18 protein-coding genes and 1 pseudogene are annotated in these 23,257 nt (G+C 63.0%); 5 read left to right on the top strand and 14 right to left on the bottom strand.

The window, feature by feature from the left end:
* Nucleotides 1-53 precede the first annotated feature (53 nt).
* From J3P86_RS09855 to J3P86_RS09825, 7 genes are all read right to left on the bottom strand, one after another.
* The gene (locus J3P86_RS09855; RefSeq protein ID WP_434700082.1) at nucleotides 54-932 is read right to left on the bottom strand and encodes a LysR family transcriptional regulator; all 879 of its coding nucleotides are present in this window, start codon (nucleotides 930-932) and stop codon (nucleotides 54-56) included.
* A gap of 244 nt (nucleotides 933-1,176) precedes the next feature.
* Entirely contained in the window at nucleotides 1,177-1,806 is a 630-nt protein-coding gene (ycaC, locus tag J3P86_RS09850; protein WP_030141308.1) for an isochorismate family cysteine hydrolase YcaC, read from the bottom strand.
* A gap of 144 nt (nucleotides 1,807-1,950) precedes the next feature.
* Nucleotides 1,951-3,789: an amidohydrolase gene (locus tag J3P86_RS09845; RefSeq protein WP_434605052.1), complete on the bottom strand. Its 1,839-nt coding sequence runs from the start codon at nucleotides 3,787-3,789 to the stop codon at nucleotides 1,951-1,953.
* A 118-nt stretch (nucleotides 3,790-3,907) separates the two neighbouring features.
* Nucleotides 3,908-4,546 (bottom strand): antibiotic biosynthesis monooxygenase, encoded by a 639-nt coding sequence (locus J3P86_RS09840; protein ID WP_434603694.1) that lies wholly within the window; start codon nucleotides 4,544-4,546, stop codon nucleotides 3,908-3,910.
* Nucleotides 4,539-4,952: a DoxX family protein gene (locus tag J3P86_RS09835; protein WP_434674020.1), complete on the bottom strand. Its 414-nt coding sequence runs from the start codon at nucleotides 4,950-4,952 to the stop codon at nucleotides 4,539-4,541. The genes J3P86_RS09840 and J3P86_RS09835 overlap by 8 nt, the downstream gene beginning before the upstream one ends.
* The gene (locus tag J3P86_RS09830) at nucleotides 4,949-5,896 is read right to left on the bottom strand and encodes a LysR family transcriptional regulator (RefSeq protein ID WP_305495573.1); all 948 of its coding nucleotides are present in this window, start codon (nucleotides 5,894-5,896) and stop codon (nucleotides 4,949-4,951) included. Before J3P86_RS09830 ends, J3P86_RS09835 begins: the two co-directional genes overlap by 4 nt.
* A 60-nt stretch (nucleotides 5,897-5,956) precedes the next feature.
* Entirely contained in the window at nucleotides 5,957-6,778 is an 822-nt protein-coding gene (locus tag J3P86_RS09825) for an alpha/beta fold hydrolase (protein WP_434695096.1), read from the bottom strand.
* Nucleotides 6,779-7,160: 382 nt separating this feature from the next.
* On the opposite strand from J3P86_RS09825, the gene J3P86_RS09820 reads away from it, so the two are divergent.
* On the top strand, nucleotides 7,161-9,971 hold the full coding sequence (locus J3P86_RS09820) for an ATP-binding protein (protein ID WP_434700081.1): 2,811 nt from the start codon (nucleotides 7,161-7,163) through the stop codon (nucleotides 9,969-9,971).
* Here J3P86_RS09820 and J3P86_RS09815 read toward each other — a convergent pair.
* Both J3P86_RS09815 and J3P86_RS09810 read right to left on the bottom strand, forming a co-directional pair.
* Nucleotides 9,918-11,426: an ATP-binding protein gene (locus tag J3P86_RS09815; RefSeq protein WP_434624725.1), complete on the bottom strand. Its 1,509-nt coding sequence runs from the start codon at nucleotides 11,424-11,426 to the stop codon at nucleotides 9,918-9,920. The genes J3P86_RS09820 and J3P86_RS09815 overlap by 54 nt on opposite strands.
* A gap of 183 nt (nucleotides 11,427-11,609) precedes the next feature.
* Nucleotides 11,610-12,560, bottom strand: a complete 951-nt coding sequence (locus J3P86_RS09810) for a GlxA family transcriptional regulator (RefSeq protein ID WP_434700080.1) — start codon at nucleotides 12,558-12,560, stop codon at nucleotides 11,610-11,612.
* Between the two features lie 321 nt (nucleotides 12,561-12,881).
* Between J3P86_RS09810 and J3P86_RS09805 the strand changes: the two genes are divergently transcribed.
* Nucleotides 12,882-13,604, top strand: a complete 723-nt coding sequence (locus J3P86_RS09805; RefSeq protein ID WP_434695100.1) for a pirin family protein — start codon at nucleotides 12,882-12,884, stop codon at nucleotides 13,602-13,604.
* Between the two features lie 153 nt (nucleotides 13,605-13,757).
* On the opposite strand, the gene J3P86_RS09800 is transcribed toward J3P86_RS09805, so the two are convergent.
* Nucleotides 13,758-14,633 (bottom strand): LysR family transcriptional regulator, encoded by an 876-nt coding sequence (locus tag J3P86_RS09800; RefSeq protein WP_434652821.1) that lies wholly within the window; start codon nucleotides 14,631-14,633, stop codon nucleotides 13,758-13,760.
* A 111-nt stretch (nucleotides 14,634-14,744) separates the two neighbouring features.
* On the opposite strand from J3P86_RS09800, the gene J3P86_RS09795 reads away from it, so the two are divergent.
* On the top strand, nucleotides 14,745-15,956 hold the full coding sequence (locus J3P86_RS09795) for a YbfB/YjiJ family MFS transporter (protein ID WP_434700079.1): 1,212 nt from the start codon (nucleotides 14,745-14,747) through the stop codon (nucleotides 15,954-15,956).
* 3 nt (nucleotides 15,957-15,959) lie between these two features.
* On the opposite strand, the gene J3P86_RS09790 is transcribed toward J3P86_RS09795, so the two are convergent.
* Nucleotides 15,960-16,991 carry a GlxA family transcriptional regulator gene (locus tag J3P86_RS09790; protein WP_434624735.1) on the bottom strand — a complete coding sequence of 344 codons (1,032 nt, stop codon included), beginning with the start codon at nucleotides 16,989-16,991 and terminating at the stop codon, nucleotides 15,960-15,962.
* 270 nt (nucleotides 16,992-17,261) lie between these two features.
* Here J3P86_RS09790 and J3P86_RS09785 point away from each other — a divergent pair.
* Both J3P86_RS09785 and J3P86_RS09780 read left to right on the top strand, forming a co-directional pair.
* A pseudogene (locus J3P86_RS09785) lies at nucleotides 17,262-18,296 on the top strand (cache domain-containing protein); the annotation flags it as partial.
* A 54-nt stretch (nucleotides 18,297-18,350) separates the two neighbouring features.
* Nucleotides 18,351-19,205: a methyl-accepting chemotaxis protein gene (locus J3P86_RS09780; protein ID WP_434605050.1), complete on the top strand. Its 855-nt coding sequence runs from the start codon at nucleotides 18,351-18,353 to the stop codon at nucleotides 19,203-19,205.
* A gap of 768 nt (nucleotides 19,206-19,973) precedes the next feature.
* On the opposite strand, the gene J3P86_RS09775 is transcribed toward J3P86_RS09780, so the two are convergent.
* The 3 genes from J3P86_RS09775 to J3P86_RS09765 form a co-directional block, all read right to left on the bottom strand.
* On the bottom strand, nucleotides 19,974-20,861 hold the full coding sequence (locus tag J3P86_RS09775; RefSeq protein WP_434624737.1) for a DMT family transporter: 888 nt from the start codon (nucleotides 20,859-20,861) through the stop codon (nucleotides 19,974-19,976).
* Between the two features lie 66 nt (nucleotides 20,862-20,927).
* Nucleotides 20,928-21,821, bottom strand: a complete 894-nt coding sequence (locus tag J3P86_RS09770) for a dihydrodipicolinate synthase family protein (RefSeq protein ID WP_434700078.1) — start codon at nucleotides 21,819-21,821, stop codon at nucleotides 20,928-20,930.
* 53 nt (nucleotides 21,822-21,874) lie between these two features.
* Complete coding sequence (locus J3P86_RS09765; protein WP_434624741.1) at nucleotides 21,875-23,110, bottom strand: aromatic ring-hydroxylating oxygenase subunit alpha; 1,236 nt, start codon at nucleotides 23,108-23,110, stop codon at nucleotides 21,875-21,877.
* Nucleotides 23,111-23,257 lie beyond the last annotated feature (147 nt).

Genomic DNA, 23,257 nt, shown 5'->3' with positions numbered 1-23,257 from the left:
AGGCGCCTTGAAATTCAGCCGTCCCAGGGACGGCTGAATGCGTTTTGCGCCACCTACTGCATGTGTTCACGCAAGAATTCCACCAACGCCTGCACCGGTCGCGAGCTTTGTCGGTGCTGCGGATAGACCGCCGACAGCGTCAGGGGCTCGGTCTCGAATCCCTCCAATACCTGGATCAGCCGCCCATCCCTCAACGCCTCACCGAGGATGAAGGTCGGCAGATAAGTAATCCCCATGCCGGCAATCGCCGCATCCCTGAGCAAGTCGCCGTTATTGGCACGCATGCGTCCCACCACTTCCAGCGCCAACGGCTTGCCCTTTCCGGCGAATCGCCACTGCACCTGACGGCTGTGCCCGTACGGCAAACAGTCGTGGGTGCGCAGGTCTTCCGGTCGCGTCGGCGTGCCTCGCTGCGCCAGGTAGGCGGCGCTCGCGCAATACACTCGCTCGATACTCGCAATGCGCCGGGCGATCAGGGTCGAATCTTCCAGCACGCCGATCCTCAGTGCGAGGTCGTACCCCTCCCCCAGCAGGTCCACCGAACGATCACTCAGGTCGACCTCCACGGTGACATCCGGGTAGCGCTGCAAGAACAGCGGCAGCAGGCTGCCCAGGTGCGCCACGGCGAAGGACAACGGAGCGCTGAGGCGGATGGTTCCGCGCGGCTCGCTGGTCTGGCCACTGATGCCCTGCTCCACCTGCTCGACTTCGCTGAGCAGGCGCAACGCCGCCTCATGATAGCGCTGGCCCAACGGAGTGACGTCCAGGCGGCGCGTCGAGCGATTGAGCAACCGAACCCCCAGCCGCTGCTCCAGCTCCATCAACTTGCGACTGACGAACTGCTTGGACAGCCCGAGTTTGTCCGCCGCGGCGGTGAAACTGCCCGACTCCATGACCTGGGCAAAGATGCGCATTTCTTCGAAGGGGTTCATTGTCATTCCGTGGGTGGACAGTCATCGGGTTCCAGCGGGCATTGTGGTCTTGGCAGGTCAGATTGGCCAGCTGTTGAATGTGCCGGCCTCATCGCGAGCAAGCTCGCTCCCACAGGGATTCGAGGCGTTCACAAATCACCTGTGGGAGCGAGCTTGCTCGCGATGAGGCCAGTACAGCTGCCCACCATCAAAGGCCCGACACAAAAACGCCCGCACAAGGCGGGCGTCGTCCAGCAAGGCGCGCTTATTTGGCCGTCAGCGCCGAGTAGCTGTTCATCAGGTTGCGGTAGTTGGGGATGCGCTGGGACAGCAGGTTACCCAGGCCTTCGATGTCGTTGCGCCAGTCGCGGTGCAGCTCACAGGCCACCGAGAACCAGTTCATCATCTGCGCGCCGGCGGCGGTCATGCGCACCCAGGCGGCTTGTTGCACGGTTTCGTTGAACGTACCCGAGGCGTCGGTCACGACAAACACGTCGAAACCTTCAGCCAGGGCCGACAGGGTCGGGAACGCCACGCAGACATCGGTCACTACGCCGGCGATGATCAATTGCTTGCGGCCGGTGGCCTTGATCGCCTTGACGAAGTCTTCGTTGTCCCAGGCATTGATCTGGCCAGGGCGCGGAATATACGGCGCGTCCGGGAACATTTCCTTGAGCTCCGGCACGATCGGGCCATTGGGGCCCTGTTCGAAACTGGTGGTCAGGATGGTCGGCAGGCCAAAGAACTTGGCCAGGTCAGCCAGGGCCAGCACGTTGTTCTTGAACTCGTTGGGCGAGAAATCCTGGACCAGGGAAATCAGGCCAGTCTGGTGATCGACCAGCAGGACCACCGCGTCGTCTTTGTTCAGGCGGTTGTAGGCGGGAACGTTGCTCATGGGATGACTCCTTTGGGATGGATATATTGAAACCAATGTGGGAGCGAGCTTGCTCGCGATAGCGGAGTGTCAGGCGGCGGCACGTTGAGTGTTCCGCCGCCATCGCGAGCAAGCTCGCTCCCACAGGGGAATTCCGCGTCTCAGTTAAAAGGCAAAACACGAACAGCCAAACGCGCCCCAGAACCCCTGGAAGTCGCTGACCGGCACGTTCGACAGACGCGCCCGTTCATGGCTGTGGGAATGCACCTTGCACGGCCCGCTGCACTGGTGGACTTGCGCCTGCAATGGCGAAGCCGGACGCCAGTGGCCGGGAACCTTGACCACCGGCGACCAGTCCGGCAGTACCGGGACGCTGGCCGGGCCGAGTTTTTCGAAGTCGCCAGCGGCGTAGACGACCTTGCCGTCCACGACGGTCAGCACCGATTCGATCCACTTGATGGCTTCTTCCTCGACGCTGAAGAAATCCGCGCTCAGGGCTGCCAGGTCCGCCAGTTGACCAACCTTGATCTGGCCCTTCTTGCCCTGCTCCGAGGAGAACCAGGCGCTGCCATGGGTGAACAGCTCCAACGCGGTCAGCCGCGGCAGGCCTTCTTCGTGCAGCGAGAGGCCGCCGACGGTGCGGCCGCTGACCATCCAGTACAGCGAGGTCCACGGGTTGTAGCTGGAGACCCGGGTGGCGTCGGTGCCGGCGCCCACCGGTACGCCTTCGGCCAGCATGCGCTTGATCGGCGGCGTGGCTTCGGCGGCCTTGGCGCCGTAGCGGTCGACGAAATATTCACCCTGGAAGGCCATGCGGTCCTGAATGGCGATGCCACCGCCCAGCGCGCGGACCCGCTCGATGTTTTTCGGCGTGATGGTCTCGGCGTGGTCGAAGAACCACGGCAGGCCGTTGAACGGAATGTCGCGGTTGACCTTCTCGAACACGTCGAGCATGCGGCTGATGGATTCGTCATAGGTGGCGTGCAGGCGGAACGGCCAGCGCTGCTCGACCAGATGACGCACCACCGGCTCCAGGTCCTGCTCCATGCCCGGCGGCAGGTCCGGACGCGGTTCGAGGAAGTCTTCGAAGTCCGCCGCCGAGAACACCAGCATTTCCCCGGCACCGTTGTGCCGCAGGAAATCGTCGCCCTGGTGCAGCTTGACGCTGCCGGTCCAGTTCTTGAAGTCGGTGAGTTCTTCCTTGGGCTTCTGGGTGAACAGGTTGTAGGCGATGCGCACCGTCAACTGCTGCTCGCGAGCCAACTGCTCGATGACTTCGTAGTCGTCCGGGTAGTTCTGATAGCCGCCGCCGGCGTCGATCGCGCTGGTCAGGCCCAGGCGATTGAGCTCGCGCATGAACTGGCGGGTGGAGTTGACCTGGTATTCCAGCGGCAGCTTCGGCCCTTTCGCCAGCGTCGAGTAAAGGATCATCGCGTTGGGCCGCGCCACCAGCATGCCGGTCGGATTCCCGTTGGCATCGCGAACGATCTCGCCGCCCGGCGGGTTCGGCGTGTCGCGGGTGTAGCCGGCCACCCGCAGCGCGGCGCGGTTGAGCAAGGCGCGGTCGTACAGGTGCAATACGAACACCGGGGTGTCGGGCGCGGCCTGGTTCAGTTCTTCCAGGGTCGGCAGGCGCTTTTCGGCGAACTGGAATTCGTTCCAGCCCCCCACCACCCGTACCCATTGCGGGGTCGGGGTGCGATCGGCCTGGTCCTTGAGCATGCGCAAGGCGTCGGCCAGGGACGGCACACCTTCCCAACGCAGCTCCAGGTTGTAGTTCAGGCCACCGCGGATCAGGTGCAGGTGCGAGTCGTTGAGGCCGGGAATGACGGTGCGGCCCTTGAGGTCGATGACCTGGGTGCCGCTGCCACGCAAGGCCATGGCCTCGGCATCGGTGCCCACGGCGACGAAACGGCCCTGGCTGATGGCAACCGCGCTGGCGCGAGGTTTTTCACGGTCGACGGTATGGAACTGGCCATTGAACAGAATCAGATCGGCGTTCATTGGATGTCCTTCTGGATGGGAAGAGGAAAGAGACAGGCGTGGCCAGAAAGCCGCCGCCGCGCTGAGCAGGGATCCGGCGGCCAGCAACTGGCGGCGCAGCGGATCGGTCGGGTCGTCTTTATTGGCCATCGCCGGGCTCCAGGTGTTGGTGGGCCTTGGACGCTTCCAGCCACGGCGCGAACAGACGCGTCGCCAGCGGCATGCACACGTACACCACCGAGAGCACGATGGTCACGGTGATCAGGAACGTGGCGACCACGTAGTTGGACAGAAACGCGTTGAGTTGCAACAGCGGGCCCCAGAGCAACGGCACCAGCAAGGTGTGCGGCAGGATGACCAGCAAGGTCACCACCGATTGCTTCCAGCGCGGTGGCGGCGTGGCGGCATCGGCCAGCGGGGCGAACCAGAATTCCTTGTGCGGAGCGACTTCTGTCTGGTCGCCGTCCGCCAGCAGCGGCGCGGCCTCTTCCACCAGTTCGCGGCGCTCGGGCGAGTCCAGCCAGCGCTGCATGGCCTCGGTGGAGCAGAACCGCAGCACGCAGGTGAACAGCGACAACCCGCCCTGCTTGCCCCGGACTACGTCCACGCCCAGATGCCCCGGCCATTGGCCGGCCACGCTGACGATGCGCCGCAACCAGGCTTCATAGGCGCCGTCCTGCCCGGCCTTGACCCGGTGCTTGACTACCAGGGTGACGATTTCATCGAAGCCGGGGATCGCCGGGATCGCGGTTGATTCAAGGGTTTGGGATTCAGGCATGACGCAGCACTCCAGCAAAACGCGCGTTGATCGCCAGGCCTCCCGGGCCAGCAATGAACACGCTGGTAAATATGATCAGCAGCAACCAGCCGAACTGGCCTTCTTCCAGGCTCCATTGCGGGTGCACCACGAGCAGCGCAACGGCCAGCAGGAAGAGGATGGGCAAGCACGCCAGGCGCACCAGCACGCCAGCCATGATCAGCAGCGGGCAAAGCACCTCGGCGAAAATTGCCAGGATCAGCGTGGGCGCCGCGCCGAGGTGGAACGGGTCTTCGATGCGGGTCAGCTCGGCGCTGTAGTTCAGCAGCTTCGGCAAGCCATGGACCCACAGCAGAAACAGCGCGCCGCTCAGGCGCAGGAACAGCAGGCCGAGGTCCTGCATGCGGCGTTCGTCAGTGGCGTTCATCGGTGAGCTCCGGCCGGGTCCGTCGAGGCGGCTGCCGGCAACGGTTGGGACATGTGGGTGGCGATGCGCGAGCGCAGCCAGCGCTCGGCGGGGTCATTGTCGTGGACGCCGCTCCAGACCATCGACAACTCGGCGGCATTGATCTCGAACGGCGGGTCTTCGGCGCGCAAGGCGCAGCCCTCCACCAGCGCGCAGGCGGCGTAGTCCGGTACCGTGGCGATCAGCTCGGTGCCCGCCAGCAAGGCGCGCAGGCCGCTGAATTGCGGCACTGCCAAGACCACTTTGCGGGCCCGGCCGATGCGCGCCAGGTCCAGGTCGATGTTGCCGCTCAGGTCGCCCGAGAACGACACCATGGCGTGGGGTCGCGAGCAGTAGTCGTCCAGGGTCAGCGGCCCCGGGCGCTTGTCGCCACGCAGGACCTTGCAGGGAATGTCCCGCAGTTTCTTGCGCTTGGCATTGGCCGGCAGGTCGGTGGTGTAGCTGACGCCGACGCTGATTTCGCCGCTGGCGAGCAACGACGACATCAGCAGGAAATTGGCCCGGCGCACCACCACGATGATGCCCGGCGCTTCTTCGCGCAATTGACTGAGCAGCGGTGGAAACAGGCCGAATTCGGCATCATCGGACAGACCGATGCGGAACACGTCGCAACTGGTGGACGGGTCGAACGCCTTGGCCCGGCTGACCGCGCCGGAAATGGTGTCCATGGCCGGCTGCAATTCTTGCAGGATCGCCAGGGCCCGAGGCGTCGGTTCCATGCCCCTCCCGTGACGGATCAGCAGCGGATCATCGAACAGATCCCGCAGCCGCCCGAGCGCCGCGCTCACCGCCGGCTGGCCCATGAAGAGCTTTTCGGCGACACGGGTCAGGTTCTTCTCGAACATCAGCGCCTCGAAGATCACCAGCAGGTTCATGTCGAGGCGGCGTAGATCGTTGCGGTTCATGGGTGTGAGGTCCTGTTTAAACTGTGGGAGCTGGCTTGCTCCCACAGGTTCATGGCTTGATCAACCCTGGATGAACGCCAGCAGGTCGGCGTTCAGCCGGTCCTTGTGGGTGTCGGTCAGACCATGGGGCGCGCCCGGATAGACCAGCAGCTGCGAGTTCTTGAGCAGCTTGGCGGCCGCGATGCCGGCGGTTTCGATCGGCACTACCTGGTCGTCATCGCCATGCACCACCAGGGTCGGCACGTCGATGTTGCGCAGGTCTTCGGAAAGATCGGTTTCCGAGAAGGCCTTGATGCAGTCGTAGGCGTTCTTGTGGCCGGCGAGCATGCCCTGCATCCAGAACCAGTCGATCATGCCCTGGGACACCTTGGCACCCGGACGGTTGGCGCCGAAAAACGCGCTGGCCACATCCTTGTATAGCTGAGAACGATCGGCCAGAGAGGCCTGGCGGAAGCCGTCGAATACCTCAACGGGCAGGCCGCCGGGGTTGGCCGCGGTCCTGAGCATCAGCGGCGTGACCGCCGAGATCAGGCCGAGCTTGGCGACGCGGGCGGCGCCATGCCGACCGATGTAGCGCGCCACTTCGCCACCGCCGGTGGAGAAACCGAGCAACACCGCGTCCTTGAGGTCCAGGCGCTCGATCAGCTCGGCCAGGTCATCGGCGTAGGTGTCCATGTCATTGCCGTCCCAGGGCTGGCTGGAACGCCCGTGACCACGACGGTCGTGGGCAATCACCCGATAGCCGTTGGACGCCAGGAACATCATCTGCGCCTCCCAACTGTCCGAATTCAACGGCCAGCCGTGGCTGAAGACCACCGGTTGGCCACTGCCCCAATCCTTGTAGTAGATCTCGGTGCCGTCGCGGGTGATGAAAGTGCTCATGACGTGATTCCTTGAGGTCGGTGGATCATTCAATGGTCCGGCCAGGAGAGGCATGTGCGTGAGTTAAACGTTGTTAATTTTTTCGCGACGGCGGTGCTAAAACCTCAGGGGGAACTGCTTTTGTGGCGAGGGGATTTATCCCCGCTGGGCCGCGAAGCGGCCCCCCAAAGCGCAATCCCCAAATATGTCTGGCACCCCGAGATAACAGTCTTGGGACTGCTTCGCAGTCCAGCGGGGATAAATCCCCTCACCACACATAAATCCCCTCACCACAGGGGTTTGTGTCTGTCGATCGCTCTGCGCAGCGCCTCCCACCGTTGCGCTTGACGCAAAACCTGAGGAATATGCTCGGGTACAGCGGGAACAGAACCTTGAGCAGACCATGAGCCAATACCTCAACCTGCCCGTCGAACAGACGGTGCATTTCGGCCCTTACCGGGTCCATCCGCGCCAGCGCCTGGTGCTGGAGGGCGGGCAACCGTTGCGCCTGGGGCGGCGAGCGGTGGAGATCCTGCTGGTGCTGCTCGAACACGCCGGCCAAGTGGTGAGCAAGCAGCAACTGATCGCCCGGGTCTGGCCGAAAAGCGTGGTGGAGGACACCAACCTGCGGGTTCACGTGGCGGCGTTGCGCAAGGCCCTGGGCGACGGCCAGGCCGGTCAGCGTTATATCGTCACGGTGGCGCAGCGCGGCTACAGTTTTGTCGCACCGGTGACATTCGAAGCGCCCGAGGAACTGGCGCGCATCCCCCACCCCTCCCTGGCGCGCAACCTGCCGCCGCGCCGTACCCGCATGATCGGCCGCCAGGGCCTGGTGGAGAGCCTGGTGGCGCAACTTCCGCGCAAACGCTTCATCAGCCTGGTCGGCAGCGGCGGCATCGGCAAGACCACCGTCGCCTTGCGGGTTGCCGAACGGCTGCTTGGCCAGTACCGCGACGGCACCTGCCTGCTGGACCTGGCCTCGCTCAACGACGCGACCATGATCGCCCCCAACCTCTGCGCGTTGCTGGAGCTGACGCTGCATGACGGCGAACCGCTCGACGCGATCGTCCGGCAACTCAAGGACCGCCATCTGCTGCTGGTCATCGACACCTGTGAACACCTGATCGATGCCGTCGCGCTGCTCTGCGAAACCCTGCTGCGCGGCGCGCCTCACCTGCACATCCTGGCCACCAGCCGCGAAGGCCTGCGCGCCGAAGGCGAACACGTGCAGCGCCTCGATTCGCTGGCGTTTCCGCCAAGGGGCATGGTCATCGAAGGTTATCCGGCCCTGGAATTCCCGGCGCTGCAACTGTTCGCCGAACGGGCGATAGCCAGCCAGGACGACTTTGAGCTGACGGACCACGAGGTTCCGCTGATCGTCGATATCTGCCAGCGGCTCGACGGAATCCCCCTGGCGATCGAACTGGCCGCCGCCCAGGTCGGGCGCTTTGGGCTGGAGGCGCTATGCCGGCAACTGCAGGACAGCGTCGCCCTGCTCGACCATGACAGGCACGCCAGCGCACCGCGCCAGCAAACCCTGCGCGCCACGGTGGACTGGAGTTTCGCGCTGCTCACGCCGTGCGAACAGACCTGCCTGCGGCGCCTGGCGGTGTTCATGGGCAGTTTCAACCTGGCGTCGGCCGCGGCAGTCATCGTCGGCCAGCATGTCGCGCCGGAACAGGTGCTGGTCTCGATCAGCCAGTTGGTGGCGAAATCGTTGCTCAATGTCGAGATCGGCGACGATGAGGTCCGTTATCGGTTGCTGGACACCACGCGCAGCTACGCCCTGGAAAAACTGCTGGATGCCGGGGAACTGGCCGCCACCCGGGAGCGCCACGCCGAGCGCTGCCTGACGCTCATGGAACAGGCTGAAAAGGATTGGGAAAACACTTCTACGCGCGTGTGGATCGCACGCTACGCGGCCTATCGGGACGACATCCGCGCGGCGCTCGACCGCGGGCTGGGCCCGCAGGGTTCGCACGCCGTGGCGATCCGCCTGGCCGCGCGCACCCTGCCGCTCTGGCAAGAGCTGTCGCTGCTCAAGGAGCACGGGCTGTATGTCAGCAAGGCGCGGGCGCTGCTACAGGCCAGCCCCTCGCCGTGCCAGAGATTGACCCTCGCCCTGGAACTGGCCCACGGCAGTTTCAACTACCACACCGAGGGCGGTACGCCGGCCACTGTCGAGGCCTTCGTCACGGCCCGCCACCTGGCCCGGCAGTGCCAGGACCGGGCGGGAGAATTGCGCGCATTGTCGGGCCTCATGACGGTCAATCTCAGCGCCGGCCGCTATCAGCAGGCGCTGGAGCAAAGCCTGGATTTCGATCGCCTGGGCCTGCCGGGCGACCCGGTCCTGTCCTTGAGTACCCAGCGCCTGCGGGTGCTGGCGCTGCATTTCACCGGCGACCAGGACGGCGCGCGACGTGACGCCGAGCAGGTCATCCAGCGCCTGGCCCAGAATGGTCACCTGAGCCGCTTCAGCCACGGTTTCGGCGTGCAATACGAGCAGAGCGTGGCCGCGCTGACGATCCTGTCGCGCATCCTCTGGCTGCAAGGGTTCGCCGAAAAAGCCCGGCGCACGGCCAACCTTGCGCTACAGATTGCCCTGCAGATCAACCACGGCCTTTCGATCTGCTACACCCTGGCGATCGCCGGTTGCGTGATCGCCCATTACACCGGCGATCAGCCGACCGCCCAGGAACGGCTGGACATGTTGAAGCAGCAGGCCAAACGCCATTCGGTCATGCTCTTCCATGATTGGGCTGGCCATTACGAGCGCGCCTTCGACGGCGCCAGTCCGCAGTCGCACTGGAGCGCTTGCGGCCTGATCCAGGATACCGTCGTCACTCTGCGCGGCGATGCCGTCAGCCCGCAGCAGATCGAGCGCGCCCATAGCGGCGCGGCAGGCTGGTGCTCGGCGGAAATCCTGCGCATCGCTGCCGAAGCGTTGCTGGCCGAGGGAAAAGCGGGCGCAGAAAGCCGTGCCGAAGAGTACTTACACGCCGCGCTGACGGTAGCCCGGAGCCAAGGCGCGCTGGCCTGGCAATTACGCAGTGCCATGTCGCTGGCCCGGCTGTGGCAACGGCGCGGCCAGGATGCGGCGGCGCAGGATGTGCTCGCTTCGGTCTATCGGCGCTTCAGCGAAGGGTTCGACACACCCGACCTAAAGGAAGCCGGCGCGCTGCTCCAGACGCTGACTCGCCAGCTCGGGTCTTGAACGCCGCGCCAGCCAAGCCTCCTGCAACACGTAGCGCCGATGGAGCGACTGCCACTGGCCTGCGCGACGCAACTTTTCCAAGGCATAGGCACGCGTGGTATTGAGCAGGTGGTAGCGATTGCCTTCGGCACCTTGTTCGACCATCACCAGCGACTGCTTGACCAGCCGTGACAGCAGCCAGGGCAATCGCCCCACCCCGACGTCAGTGCAACTGACCACAGCCAGCGCAGCCTTCAACGTGAACGGTTCCTCGAACACCGCCAGCCGCTGGAACACCGTTCGTTCGTCGCTGCCCAAGCGCTCGAAACTCCAATCCAGCGCCGCGTCAAGGCTGCGGTGGCGCGCCACGGCTGTACGGCGGCCGTGGCTCAACAGTGACAGACCGTAGTCCAACTGTTCCAGGACCCCCGCCACGCCCAGCACATCAACCTGGGCCGCCGCCAGTTCCAGCGCCAACGGCAACCCGTCCAGGCGCTGGCAGATCTGTGCGAGAGGCGCGAGGTCGCGTTCACCCGGCTTGAAGCCCTGCTGTCGGGCACCGACCCGATCAACCAGCAAGCGCACTGCCGGACTCGCCAATATCAAGTGGCCGGGCTCGCTGGCCGTCGCCACGGCCAGACCGGCCAATTGCACGACATGTTCATCTGCAAGCTCCAAGGCTTCGCGACTGCTCAACAACAGCGATACGCCAGGGGCCGCTGAGCGCAGCGTCAAGGCCAGCTCCCGGCAGGCATCGAGCAGGTGTTCGGCGCCATCGAGCACCAGCAACATCCGGCACGATTGCAGGCACTGTCCCAGCGAGCCGCCCGTCAGGCCAAGGGTTTGCATGATCCGCGGGCAGACCTCGGCCGGGTCGCTGATCGCCGCCAGGTCAATAAACCAGGCGCCGTCGGCAAAATGCTCGAGCAACAGTTCCGCCGCCCGCGACACCACCGTGGTCTTGCCGATACCGCCCGGGCCGACGACGGTGGTCAGGGGCTGGCGCGGAACCTCGACCAACAGCCGTCCCAGCAGCTTGTCGCGACCGATCACCGGGCTCAGGCGCGCGGGCAGATTGTGCCGCTCGGAGCGCCTGGCGCCGGATGATTCAGCACTCGGCTGCGGGGTCAGGGGCACGGCGAAGCAGTAGCCCTGGCGCGGATGATTGAGGATGTAGCGATTGCCATCCTGTCCAGCACCGAACGCCCGCCGTAAGGCGGCGATGTGCACCCGCAGGTTGATGTCTTCCACCACGCTGTCGGGCCAGACCTGGGCGATCAGGGTTTGCTTGCTGACGAAGGCGCCCGCATGGGCAACCAACAAGTGCAGGATGTCCAGGGCGCGACCGCCCAAGGCCAGGGGCTCGCCATCGCAGGTAACCAGCCGCTGCTGGCGGTGAAAGACAAACGGACCGAAGCGCACCGTGGTTTCGGGGCTCGCCGCTGTTGCGGCGCAAGGTTTGGTGAAGCTGTTCATGAGCGATCCAGCGACAGAAAACCGGTCCGGGCGTGGCGCTGCGGATTACCGCACACACCTGCCCTGGCTCCTGCGCATCCTTTGCAGAGGGTTCGCCGTTATCTTGGCAGCCACGGGCCAGAGAACAATGCTGGCACAGGACGCATCACGGACATCACGGTGCCCTGGACGGACACCGAAGGCTCAACTGAACTGCTGCCGGTACTGGACCGGTGTCAGGCCGAGTTTTTCGCTGAACAACTGGCGCATGTGCCGGACGCTGCCAAAGCCACTGCGAAAGGCCACGGTCTTGAGGGGCAAGTCGGTGGACTCCAGCAACTGCCGCGCCCGATCGATGCGCGCACCTTGCAGGAACTCCATCGGTGTCATCTTGACTTCGCGCAGGAAAACCCGGGCGAAATGCCTTGAGCTCATGGCGGCCAGATCAGCCATGCGCTCGATGGAAAACGGCTCCTCCAGATGTTCCATCACGTAATGCTGCACCCGGGTAACCGCCGATTCCTGTGCCGCCACCGCCGCTACCAGCGGGCTGAACTGCGCTTGCCCACCCTGGCGCTGCATGACCACCAGCAAGACCTTGGCCACATCCAGCGCGACTTTGCGGCCATGGTCCTGGGCGACGATGGACAGGGCCATGTCGATACCGGCCGTGACCCCGCCGGAGGTGATCAACCGTCGGTCATGCAAGATGATCTTGTCGGTCTCGACCAAAGCCTTGGGGAACCGCTGGATCAGGCGTTCGGTGTAATGCCAATGGGTGGTGACCCGATAGCCGTCGAGCAAGCCCGCCTCTCCCAGGATGAAGGCTCCCGTGCAGATCGACCCGTAGCGCGTGGCCCGCTGCGCCGACGCCCGCAACCAGGTGTGCAAGCCCGGATGCCTGTCGTTATAGGCACCAGGCCCGCCCGGTACCAGCAGTACGTCGTAGGCCGCCCAAGCCTGGTCGATATGGATGTCGGCCTGGACAGTCACCCCGTTGGAGGCTCGCAACGCCCCGCGCTCGGTGCCCAGGGTCAGCAACTGATAGTGCTGCTCCGGCGCGAGAAAACGATTGGCGATGGAAAACACTTCGAGCGGCCCGGCCATGTCGAGCAGCAGGAAATCGGGGAACAGCACCATTGCAACGGTTTTCATGGGGAGGACGCCAAGACAAGGGGAACATGCTACCGGTTGGCGACCGACGACCCTGTGGGAGCGAGCTTGCTCGCGATAGCGTCCGTCCAGCCGGCATCTATGTAACTGAGGCACCGCTATCGCGAGCAAGCTCGCTCCCACAGGGACCAGCGGTCACCGGCTGGCATTATGACGAAGCGCAGCGCTCCCGGCGAGATTGTCCACTCAGAACGGACAGTATTTCCACATTCAGCCGCTTATTGAATGCGCCGATAACCATTAACCTTCTTCTGTACCCGGCGAACGGCCAAGGCCACCGCCTACTGAACCAGGAGAATCATCATGCTGACCCTTCGCAAAGCTTCTGATCGCGGCATCGCCCGTCACGGCTGGCTGACGTCGTTCCATACCTTTTCCTTCGCCAACTACCGCGACCTCAACCAACAGGGTTTTTCCGACCTGCTGGTGATCAACGACGATCGGGTTGCCGCCGCCAAAGGTTTCGGCCAGCACCCACACCGGGACATGGAAATTTTCTCCTACGTGCTCGAAGGCGCGCTGGAGCACAAGGACACCCTGGGCACGGGCTCGGTGATTCGTCCGGGTGATGTGCAGTTGATGAGCGCCGGCAGCGGCGTGGCCCACAGCGAGTTCAATCACAGCGCGGACGAGCCGGTGCACTTCCTGCAGATCTGGATCGTGCCCAATGTCGTGGGCGCTACGCCGCGCTACCAGCAGGAGCACTTCAGCACCGAACAGAAACGCGGTCGCCTGCAACTGATCATCTCCCCGGACGGCGCCGAGGGGTCGTTGCACGTACGCCAGGACGCACGGGTGTATGCCGGGCTGTTCGATGGTCAGGAAAGCGCCACGCTGACCTTGGCCGCTGATCGTTATGCCTATGTGCATGTGGCCCGGGGCAGCGTCGAGCTCAACGGCGTGGCGTTGCAGGAAGGCGACGGTGTGCGGGTACGCAACGAACAGGCACTGACGCTGGGCAACGGCCAGGATGCCGAGGTGCTGGTGTTTGACCTGCGGCCGCAGGAACTGCCGCAAATGCCATAACATCGGCAGCTGTGAGATTAATTTGTGGGAGCGAGCTTGCTCGCGATCGCGGTGGGTCGAGCAACATTAATGTTGGATTGACCACCGCCATCGCGAGCAAGCTCGCTCCCACAGTTGTTTTATGTCGTACTCAGATGTGGGGCCGCTGAAGATCTACTCGTTCTCCTTGGAAAACGCCGCGACGATCTCATCGATCACCGCCCGCACCCGCGCCGTGTGGCGCAGATCCGCGTGAGTTACCAGCCACACCTCATATGGCAGCGGTCGCGTGCGCTGCGGCCAGAGCCGCACCAGCCCGTCGCGCTCCCCCATGTACACCGGAATTTCTCCCACCCCGATCCCCGCCCCGATCGACCTGCGTACCAGCAGGCTTGAGCTCAGGCTGGCGACAATCCGTCCTCGGCCGACCGGTTCGGCCACCAGGGTGAAATCCTTTTGGCCCTGCCAGTACGGTTGATAGACCACCAGGTCATGCCCTTCGAAAGCACTGCCCGGCGCAGGCTCCCCATGAGCGTCGACGTAATCCTGGGAGGCGAACAGCCCCACCGGCCAGCGCGCAATCCGCCGGGCGATGAGATCAGGATTGTCGGGCCGGGTATTGCGCACGGCAATGTCCGCTTCACGCTTGACCAGGCTGATGATCTGCGTGGAGGCGTCCAGTTGCACGCGGACGTCGGGATGCCGCGCATGCAGGCGGGCGATGGCCGGGATGAGGAAATCGATCGCCAACGAATCGGTGGTGGCGACGCGTACGTTGCCGATCAGCCGATCGTCCAGGCCCTGGATGCGACGCTCAAGCTCCAGGGCCGACTGCTCCATTTTCTCCACGGCCTTGAGCGCCGCTTCGCCCACCGCCGTCAGCGCATAACCGTCGGAGGTGCGCAGGAACAACGCGGCGCTCAAGGATTTTTCCAACGCGACGATCCGTCGCCCCACGGTCGCCTGATCCACGCCCAGTATCCGGGCCGCTCCACGCAGTGTCGACTCCCGACATACCGCGAGAAACACCCGCGCGTCATCCCAATTCATTCGCCCTCTCCCGCTGCAAAACTGCATCACCATGTCGCGAAATCGCTGCATAAACGCTCCAACGATAGCCGATATGCTGGACGCCATAAACCTTTCCAGAGGATCGTTCCCATGCACACCCAATCCACGGCGCTGGACTCATCCCCGACGGGCATCTGGCTGCCGATATTCGCCGGCCTCTGCGCCAGCCTCGTCAGCATCGGCCTCGCACGCTTCGCCTACACGCCGTTGATTCCGTCGCTGATCGAAGCGCATTGGTTCAGCGCCAACGACGTGGTTTACCTGGGAGCGGCGAACCTGGTGGGCTACCTGATCGGCGCCCTGCTCGGCCGGCCCATGGCTCGGCGCCTGGGCAACAAGCAGGCGCTGCGCCTGATGATGCTGGCCGTGACGGCGGCATTTTTTGCCTGCGCCTTCCCGGTGTCGGTGATCTGGTATTTCGCTTGGCGGCTGCTGTCGGGCATCGCTGGCGGCGCGATCATGGTGCTGGTGGCGGCGACCGTACTGCCGCATGTGCCCGCCGCGCGCAGAGGCTTGGCCAGTGGTGCGATTTTCCTTGGCATCGGGCTGGGTATCGCCGGCTCCGGAACGATTGTGCCGCCGCTGTTGAGCCACGGTCTGCAGGCGACCTGGCTGGGGCTCGGCGTGTTGTCACTGGTGCTGACCGGGCTGAGCTGGTTCGGTTGGCCGCAAGATTCTGCCCAGGCGACAAGCGTCGCGAAACACGCCACACCGGCCGAACCCACGCCCCGCGCCGTGTATCAGCTGTTTGCCCAATACGCCTTCATGGCGGCAGGGTTGGTCCCGGCAATGGTGTTCCTGGTGGACTACGTAGCGCGGGGCCTCAAGGCCGGCGCCCATGTCGGTGCGCTGGTCTGGGTGATGTACGGCCTCGGCGCGATTATCGGCCCGGTGACCTACGGCCTTCTCGCCGACCATCTGGGCGCGCGCAAAAGCATACGACTGGTGCTGGCCGTCCAGGCCGTTGCCCTTGGCCTGCTGGCGATTACCCAGAGCTTCCTGGCGCTGGCGGTACTGGCCGTGCTGATCGGCTCGTTCCCGCCGGGCATCGTGCCGTTGGCCCTGGCCCGGGTGCACGAACTGGTGCCGGACCATCATCGCCAGCAAGTCGCCTGGAGCCGCGCCACCGTTTCATTCGCAACCTTTCAGGCGCTCGCCGGGTTCGGCTATTCGGCGCTGTTCAATGCCAGTGGCGGACAGCATGCGGTGCTGTTCCTGGTTTCTGCGGGGGCGATCGTGGTGGCGCTGCTGCTCGATTTCACGCCCAAGCTGTTCGCAAGGACCGCAACCGCGGACGACTAAACCTTACTTGCGCCCAAACGTCGAACGATAGCTACCCGGCGGCACACCAAAAAAATCGCGGAAACGTCGCTGGAAATGCGGGGAGCTGACGAAGCCGGTGGCCACGGCGATTTCGGTCACCGAGCGGTTGGTCTGCTGGATGAGCTGGCGTGCGCGTGTCAGGCGCAGTTCCAGGTAATAACGCGTCGGGGTCGCACCGAGGAACCGGCAGAACCGCCGTTCCAGCTGGCGCTTGGAGACCTTGACGCAGGCCGCCAGCTCATCGATCGTCAAGGGCTCCTCGACGTTCTGCCACATCAGTTCCAACGCCAGCTTGAGGCTTTCCGGCAGCGTCGGATCGGTCTCGACGAAGATCGGCGGCAGGTCCGTGGCGTCATCCCCTGATTCATCGCAGCGAAGGATCTCTTCGATTGCCCCCACCAGCGCCTCGCCGCCGGTGCGGCGGATCAGCTGGAGCATCATGCGCAGCGAGCTGTTGGCGCCCGCGCAGCTGACTCGCTCGCGGTCCACGACATAGGCGCGGCTGGTGACTTTCACATGGGGGAACATTTCGGCCATCGTCGCCCGACTTTCCGGATGGACCGCGCATTCGAAACCATCGAGCAGGTTCGCCTCTGCCACAAAAAAAACGCCGTTCCACAACCCCCCCACTATCGCCCCGGACGTCGCATGGGCGCGCAGCTTGCGCCGCAATAACGGCGTGCCTTGCAACTTCACACGAAAGCCTCCGGCGACAATCAGCACGTCGAGGTTATCGGGCAATTGCGCCAGCTCGATATCGGTGGAAATCACGATGCCCAGGTCACTCGTCACCTGCCCGCCCGAAGCGCCCACCGTCAGCACTTCATAAAGCGGCATGTCGCTCATCAGGTTGGCGGTGACCAGCGCGTCCACCGCGCCGGTAAAGGACATCATGGAAAAGTTGTCCATCAGCACAAACGCGACGCGCACCGGCGCTTGTCCCTCAGGCGCAGCCCCTTGGGGGCGATAGGCCATGTTCTTGTTCTTGAGTACGCTTTCGAATGCGCTGGGCATGGGGCCTCGTGAGACAGGAAGGCGATCTGGACCGGACCCGGGCGGATTGCCCGAGCCAAGCCATCTTCCCGATTAACCGCAAAGGCAACCATCGCCTGCGCGACATCACTGTCAGCGTTAGCGACGTCCGACCGGTGGCGACCTCAAGGGAATACGACATTGGTCGATAGCCTGAGAGTAGGCATGGGCGCTTTTCCCTCCAAAGCTCGCAACGCTCACCGCTACTGTTTCCGCCGTTTCCAACACCGATAAATACCTGCGGGAGAAGTCATGAATATCAAACAGAAGCTGACATGGGCGTTCGCGACCATTGCCTGCCTCCCGGTTATCCTGGTGGCGGTGCTCGTTGTATTGAACCTGCGCGATGCGGCACAAGCCAACTTCCTGGACAGCAGCGGCCGCGAGATCCGCCAGATCGACAACGGCATGAAGCAGTTCTTCGACGGCATCATGCAGAACGTCGAGTTCTTCGCCAAGGACCCGCGGATCGTCGCGGCCAAGGACCTGAAGAACTACTCGGGTGCTGAGGCCGCGCAGATCCCGCTGACCGAGAACAACAAACAGCTGCTGGCGATTTTCGACCAGTTCGCCAAGAGCCATCCAACCACCGCCTACCTGTCCCTGGGCCTGGCGGACGGTGGCTATGCCAGCTGGCCGGATGATCCGAAGATTTCCAACTACGACCCGCGCGTACGCCCCTGGTACAAGGCGGCTATTGCAGCGCCTGGCACCACCGTGAAAACCGATGCCTATTACTGGGCGCCGGACGACGTGTCGTTGATCGGCATCGTGCACACGGTCGCCGATGCCAGCGGCAAGGTGGTCGGCGTGGTCGGCCTCGATGTGTCGCTCAAACAGCTGACCGAACTGGTCAAGAACATCAAGCTGGGCGACAGCGGCTACCTGATGCTGGTGGAGGCCAGCGGCAACGTGCTGGTCGACCCGGCCGAGGCCAAGCACAACTTCAAGCCGCTGGCCGACCTCGGCCCCAATTACGCCGCGCTGGCCAAGAGCAGCGATGGCGCCACCCAGATCGAGATCGATGGCGTGCCCTACATGGCCAACATCGTCACCTCCAAAAGCCTGGGCTGGCGCTTCATCGGCCTGATCAAGCGCGACGAAGTGATGGCCGAGGCTTCGAGCCTGACCTGGTTGATCGCCGCCATCGCCGCCGCGCTGGCCGTGGTCTTCGCCATTGTCGGCGCCAGCTTCGCCAGCGTGATCGTGCGGCCGATTCGTGGTGTTGCCAATGGCCTGCAGGAAATCGCCGAAGGTGAAGGCGACCTCACCCGCAAACTGTCGGTGCAGGGCAAGGACGAAACGGCCACCCTGGCGGGTTGGTTCAACCAGTTCCTGGCCATGATCGCGCAACTGATGCAGCGCATCGGCAGCGCTTCTTCCGACCTGCAAACTGCCGCGGCCGATACCAGCAACGTGGCCCAGAACATGAACGATGCCGCCGGGCGCCAGCGCCAGGCCGTGGAGCTGGTGAGCACCGCGTTCAACGAAATGGTCGCCACCGCGAACGAGGTGGCCCGCTCCTGCAGCCAGGCCGCCGTCAGCGCGGACACCGGCTATCGCGATGTACACGACGGCCAACATCATATCGGCGAAGCCACCGGCAGTGTGCTGAAGCTGAGTGAGGAATTGCAGCAGTCGACCCAGACCATGCAAGCGCTGGAGCAGGACAGCAAGAACATCAACACCATCCTCGACACCATCCGTTCGATCGCTGAACAGACCAACCTGCTGGCGCTCAATGCGGCCATCGAAGCGGCGCGCGCGGGCGATCAGGGCCGCGGCTTTGCCGTGGTGGCCGACGAGGTGCGCGCCCTGGCGCGGCGTACCGCCGATTCCACCGGCGAGATCGACAGTCTGCTCGGCAACCTCGCGCGGCGCACCCAGGAAGTGACGCAACAGATGCAGAACAGCCTGCAGGTGTCGCACACCAGCGTCGAACGCATCCAGCAGGCTCGCGACAGCTTCGACAAGATCCGCACCTCGGTGGACTCGATCCGCGACCAGAACACCCAGATCGCCACCGCCGCGGAGCAACAGCACCAAGTGGCGGAAGACATCAACCGGCACATCGCGCAGATCCATTCCGATGCGCAACTGGTCGAGGAATTCGCCCATACGGCGCAGACCGGTTCGGGGCGGCTGACCGATATTTCCGGCCAGCTCAAGGGGCTGGTGGGACGCTTCAGGTTCTAAATCGGCTTTATGTCCCGCCGGAGATCCAATGTGGGAGCGAGCCTGCTCGCGAAGGCGGTCTGACAGTTGATAGATGTTTTGACTGTGCTGGCCTCTTCGCGAGCAAGCTCGCTCCCACAAGGGGTTCTGCGGTTACCTTAGTTTTGTGTCTGCTGAAGTTCTGCGGTTACTTGAGTTTTGTGTCCGCTGAAGACCAAAAATGTGGGAGCGAGCTTGCTCGCGAAGGCGGTATCACAGCCAATGAAGATGTTGACTGTGCCGGCCTCTTCGCGAGCAAGCTCGCTCCCACAGGGGTTCTGCGGTTACCTGGGTTTTGTGTCTGCTGAAGTTCTGCGGTTACTTGGGCTTTGTGTCCACTGAAGACCAAAATGTGGGAGCGAGCCTGCTCGCGAAGGCGGTCTGACAGTCGATAGATGTGCTGACTGTGCCGGCCTCTTCGCGAGCAGGCTCGCTCCCACAGGGGTTCTGCGGTTACCTTAGTTTTGTGTCTGCTGAAGTTCTGCGGTTACTTGAGTTTTGTGTCCGCTGAAGACCAAAAATGTGGGAGCGAGCTTGCTCGCGAAGGCGGTATCACAGCCAATGAAGATGTTGACTGTGCCGGCCTCTTCGCGAGCAAGCTCGCTCCCACAAGGGGTTCTGCGGTTACCTTAGTTTTGTGTCTGCTGAAGTTCTGCGGTTACCTGGGTTTTGTATCCGCTGGAGACCGAAATGTGGGAGCGAGCCTGCTCGCGAAGGCGGTGTCACAGCCGCTGGGTACCTGCCCGGTGGCTACCCTTTCGCCTTGATCGCATACATCCCACCCGCAATCACCAGACATGCACCCACCACGGTCCAGGTGTCGGGCAGCTCACCGAATACCAGCAGGCCAATCAGCGTGGCGAACACCAGCAAGGTGTAGTTGAACGGTTGGAGCGTGGCTGCCGTTGCGTACTTCAGCGCCTGGAGCAACAACAGCTGGGCCACAACCCCGGTAGTGGAAAGCACCGCGATCAGGGCCCATTGCATCGGGCTTGGCGAAACCCAACCTGGAAGCCCCCACAAGGTGATGGCTATCGCGCCGAAAAACCCCATGTAAAGCAGGTTCGTAGCGAACGAATCATGCTGGCTGATGCGCCGGGTCAACACGCTGAAAATCGCAAAACCCAGGGCAGACAACAACGGGACCAGCGCCGCCAGCTCGAAGACACCGGTGCCGGGGCGAAGGATAACCAGTGTCCCCGTAAAACCGATGGCGGCGGCTATCCATCGACGAACCCCGATGAACTCGCCCAGGAACGCTCCAGCCAAGGCCAGCGTCATCAGCGGGAAGACTGCATACAGCGCGTGCATTTCCGCCAGCCCAAGGTAGCGCAGCCCCAGTCCGAACAAGGCGATTTCACCCACGCCGATCAAGGCGCGAATGATCTGCAGGCAGGGGTGGCGGCTTCGACAGGCGGTGCGCAGGCTTCCCTGGAAGACGCCATAGCCGACAGCGAAAACCAGGAAGGCCCAGTAGCGCACCATCACCAGCTGCGCAATCGGGAGATCCTTGACCAGGACCTTGGTAATCCCGTCCTGGCTGGCGAACACCAGCATCGAGAGAAGGCACAGGATGATACCGAGCTGAGGCCTGGGCACATCGTAAGCAGGTGCCGCGCTGTCCGACTGGTTGCTCATGGATCATTCCATTTCGAGGGAGACGACATCATTCGCCCGGCATGCTCGTAAGCCCGCGCCCCATCCTCAGGCGAGGTCAGATTCAAGCGCGATCAACGGTTCAAGGGCAACCTTGAGCGCGTCGAGTTTACCAGCAGCCAAACGCGCCAACGGCCGACGCGGGTTTCCCGCTCCGTAGCCGGTGATCTCGGCAGCGGCGTAGACCGACTGCACATAGTCACCCTGCCAGATCAACGACATCACCGGCTCTATCGACCGCCAGATCTCCCGGGCACTGATCCAGTCGTGCCTCATGGCGGCCTCTACCACGGCAACGCAAGCGCGCGGGGCCATGTTCGCGCCGCCCCAGATCAGGCCTGCGGCCCCGGCGAAGAGCGCGTAGGGCACCAGTGCATCGGCGCCATTCATCGTCGGCAGGCCCGTGCGGATCAGCGCGGCTTGGGCGGCAAGGTCACCACTGCTGTCCTTGACCGACACGAAGTTCGGAATCTCACTCAACTGGCGAAACAGCGACGGAGTGACTTCCACACCCACCGCCTGAGGCACGTTGTAGCCAATGATCGGCAACCCGGCTTCGGACACTGTGGAGTAGAAGTCAACGATGCACTGGTCGTCGGTTGGGCCTTCGAAAAACGGCGGCAGCACCATGACGCCATCGGCGCCACACCCGGCGGCGTGGCGGGTGCGCTGCACTACTTCGTCCACCAGCAAGGCAGAGGTTTGCACAATGACGCGAGCACGACCCTTGATGACGCTGGTGCCGAAGGCAACCAATTGCCTGGACTCTTCCTGGCTAAGGTAGACATGCATGCCGGTCCCCGAACTCAGGACAAAGCCCTCCACGCCGGCCACGAGATAGTGCTCAAGCAACGTTTCGAAGCGCGGATAGTCGATCTTGCCTTGGGCATCGAAAGGCGTGGTCACGGCCAGGTTGAGGCCGGAAAAAGCGAATGCGGACATTAACTCGAGCCTCTTCTTGTTCTTCTCTGATCGAACGCACTGATGACGGGGGATCAGCCCACCGACTTGAGCGGAATATGGGCCTGGAGCCGCTTAAGCATGATTTCGCAGTACCAATCGTCAAACTGGCATACACCGTTTTCCGCGATGTCCGAAAAGGGTCCCGGCTCGTAACTCGGTGAGGTAATACCGGCCTGCGTACCTTCCACCAAACGACGGTCCTGATCGTTGGTGGCAAGCCAGACCTTGGTCAACCGATCAATCTCGTAGTCAACACCTTCAACGGCGGTATTGGGCACCAGCCATTTGGTCGTGACAAGCGTTTCGTCCGGTCCGATCGGGAGGACGCGGAAGCTCAACGCATGATCACCAAGGAAGTGGTTCCAGGTAGATGGGTAGTTGAAATACAGCAAGGCGCCAATATCCGGCTCGCCGCTTTTATCCAGGCGTCCCGCCACAGCAGGTTTACCGTCCATTGTGTAACTCACGGCGCCTGCCGAAAGTGGGATGCGTGTCATACGAAACCGGCCATTGGGATCCATGACCAGCTTGCTCGGCATACCCGCGGTCTCGCAGCGATTCCAGTGTGCGCTCAGTTCGGGATCATCTTCGCCGCCCACCCCGGCCACCGAAAGGTTCTCGACAAAGGAGTTCATCAATTCCGGATGGGTACCGTCGCAGTGGAAGCACTCGCGATTATTTTCAAAGACAAGTTTCCAGTTACCCTTTTCAATGAGGTTGGACTCGAAAGCGATCTTGCAGTTATCCAGGAAATGCGGGGCTATAAACGGACTTACAGCATTTCTGAAACTGTCGAATTCCGGCGCCTTGTCAGCGACACAGACATAAATGTAGGTGTGAACAACTTCACAATGGACAGGCTTCAAATTGTACTGCGACCTGTCGAAGTCGGCGCCCATGTTACCGGCAAACAAAAGACTGCCGTCCAGTTCGAAAGTCCACTTATGATAAGGACAGACCAGTTTTGCGACTTTGCCCTGGGCGTGCTCGCAAACTTTGGAGCCACGGTGACGACAGGCGTTGTGAAAAGCCCGGACCTGACCACTTTTATCCCTGACGACCAGGACGGGATAGTCGCCGATCTGCAATGTCAGGTATTGCCCGGGTTTTTCAAGCTCAAAGGTATGCCCGGCAAAGATCCAGTCCTTGTGCCAGATCTGCTCAAGATCCTGCCGAAAAACCTCAGGTTCAATGTACAGTTCGCGAGGAAGCGCGTGGCGCGCCTTGCGCTTTTGAATCAGGTCGATCACGGATGTTCTGATATTCATTATTATCCTCTACACATCAACCTGACGGTTAATGGCAAGTACGCCCAGAAAGCAGTGTCATGGCCATCGGATCCTGCGCCAACGATTGTTCAGCGCAGCCGCTGGATACGCATGTATCAGCCATATTTAGCCCGAAGGGTACGATAG

The sequence above is a fragment of the Pseudomonas sp. D1-1 genome (assembly GCF_051132225.1).
GTDB lineage: Bacteria > Pseudomonadota > Gammaproteobacteria > Pseudomonadales > Pseudomonadaceae > Aquipseudomonas.
This window is presented reverse-complemented; position numbering and strand designations above follow the sequence as displayed.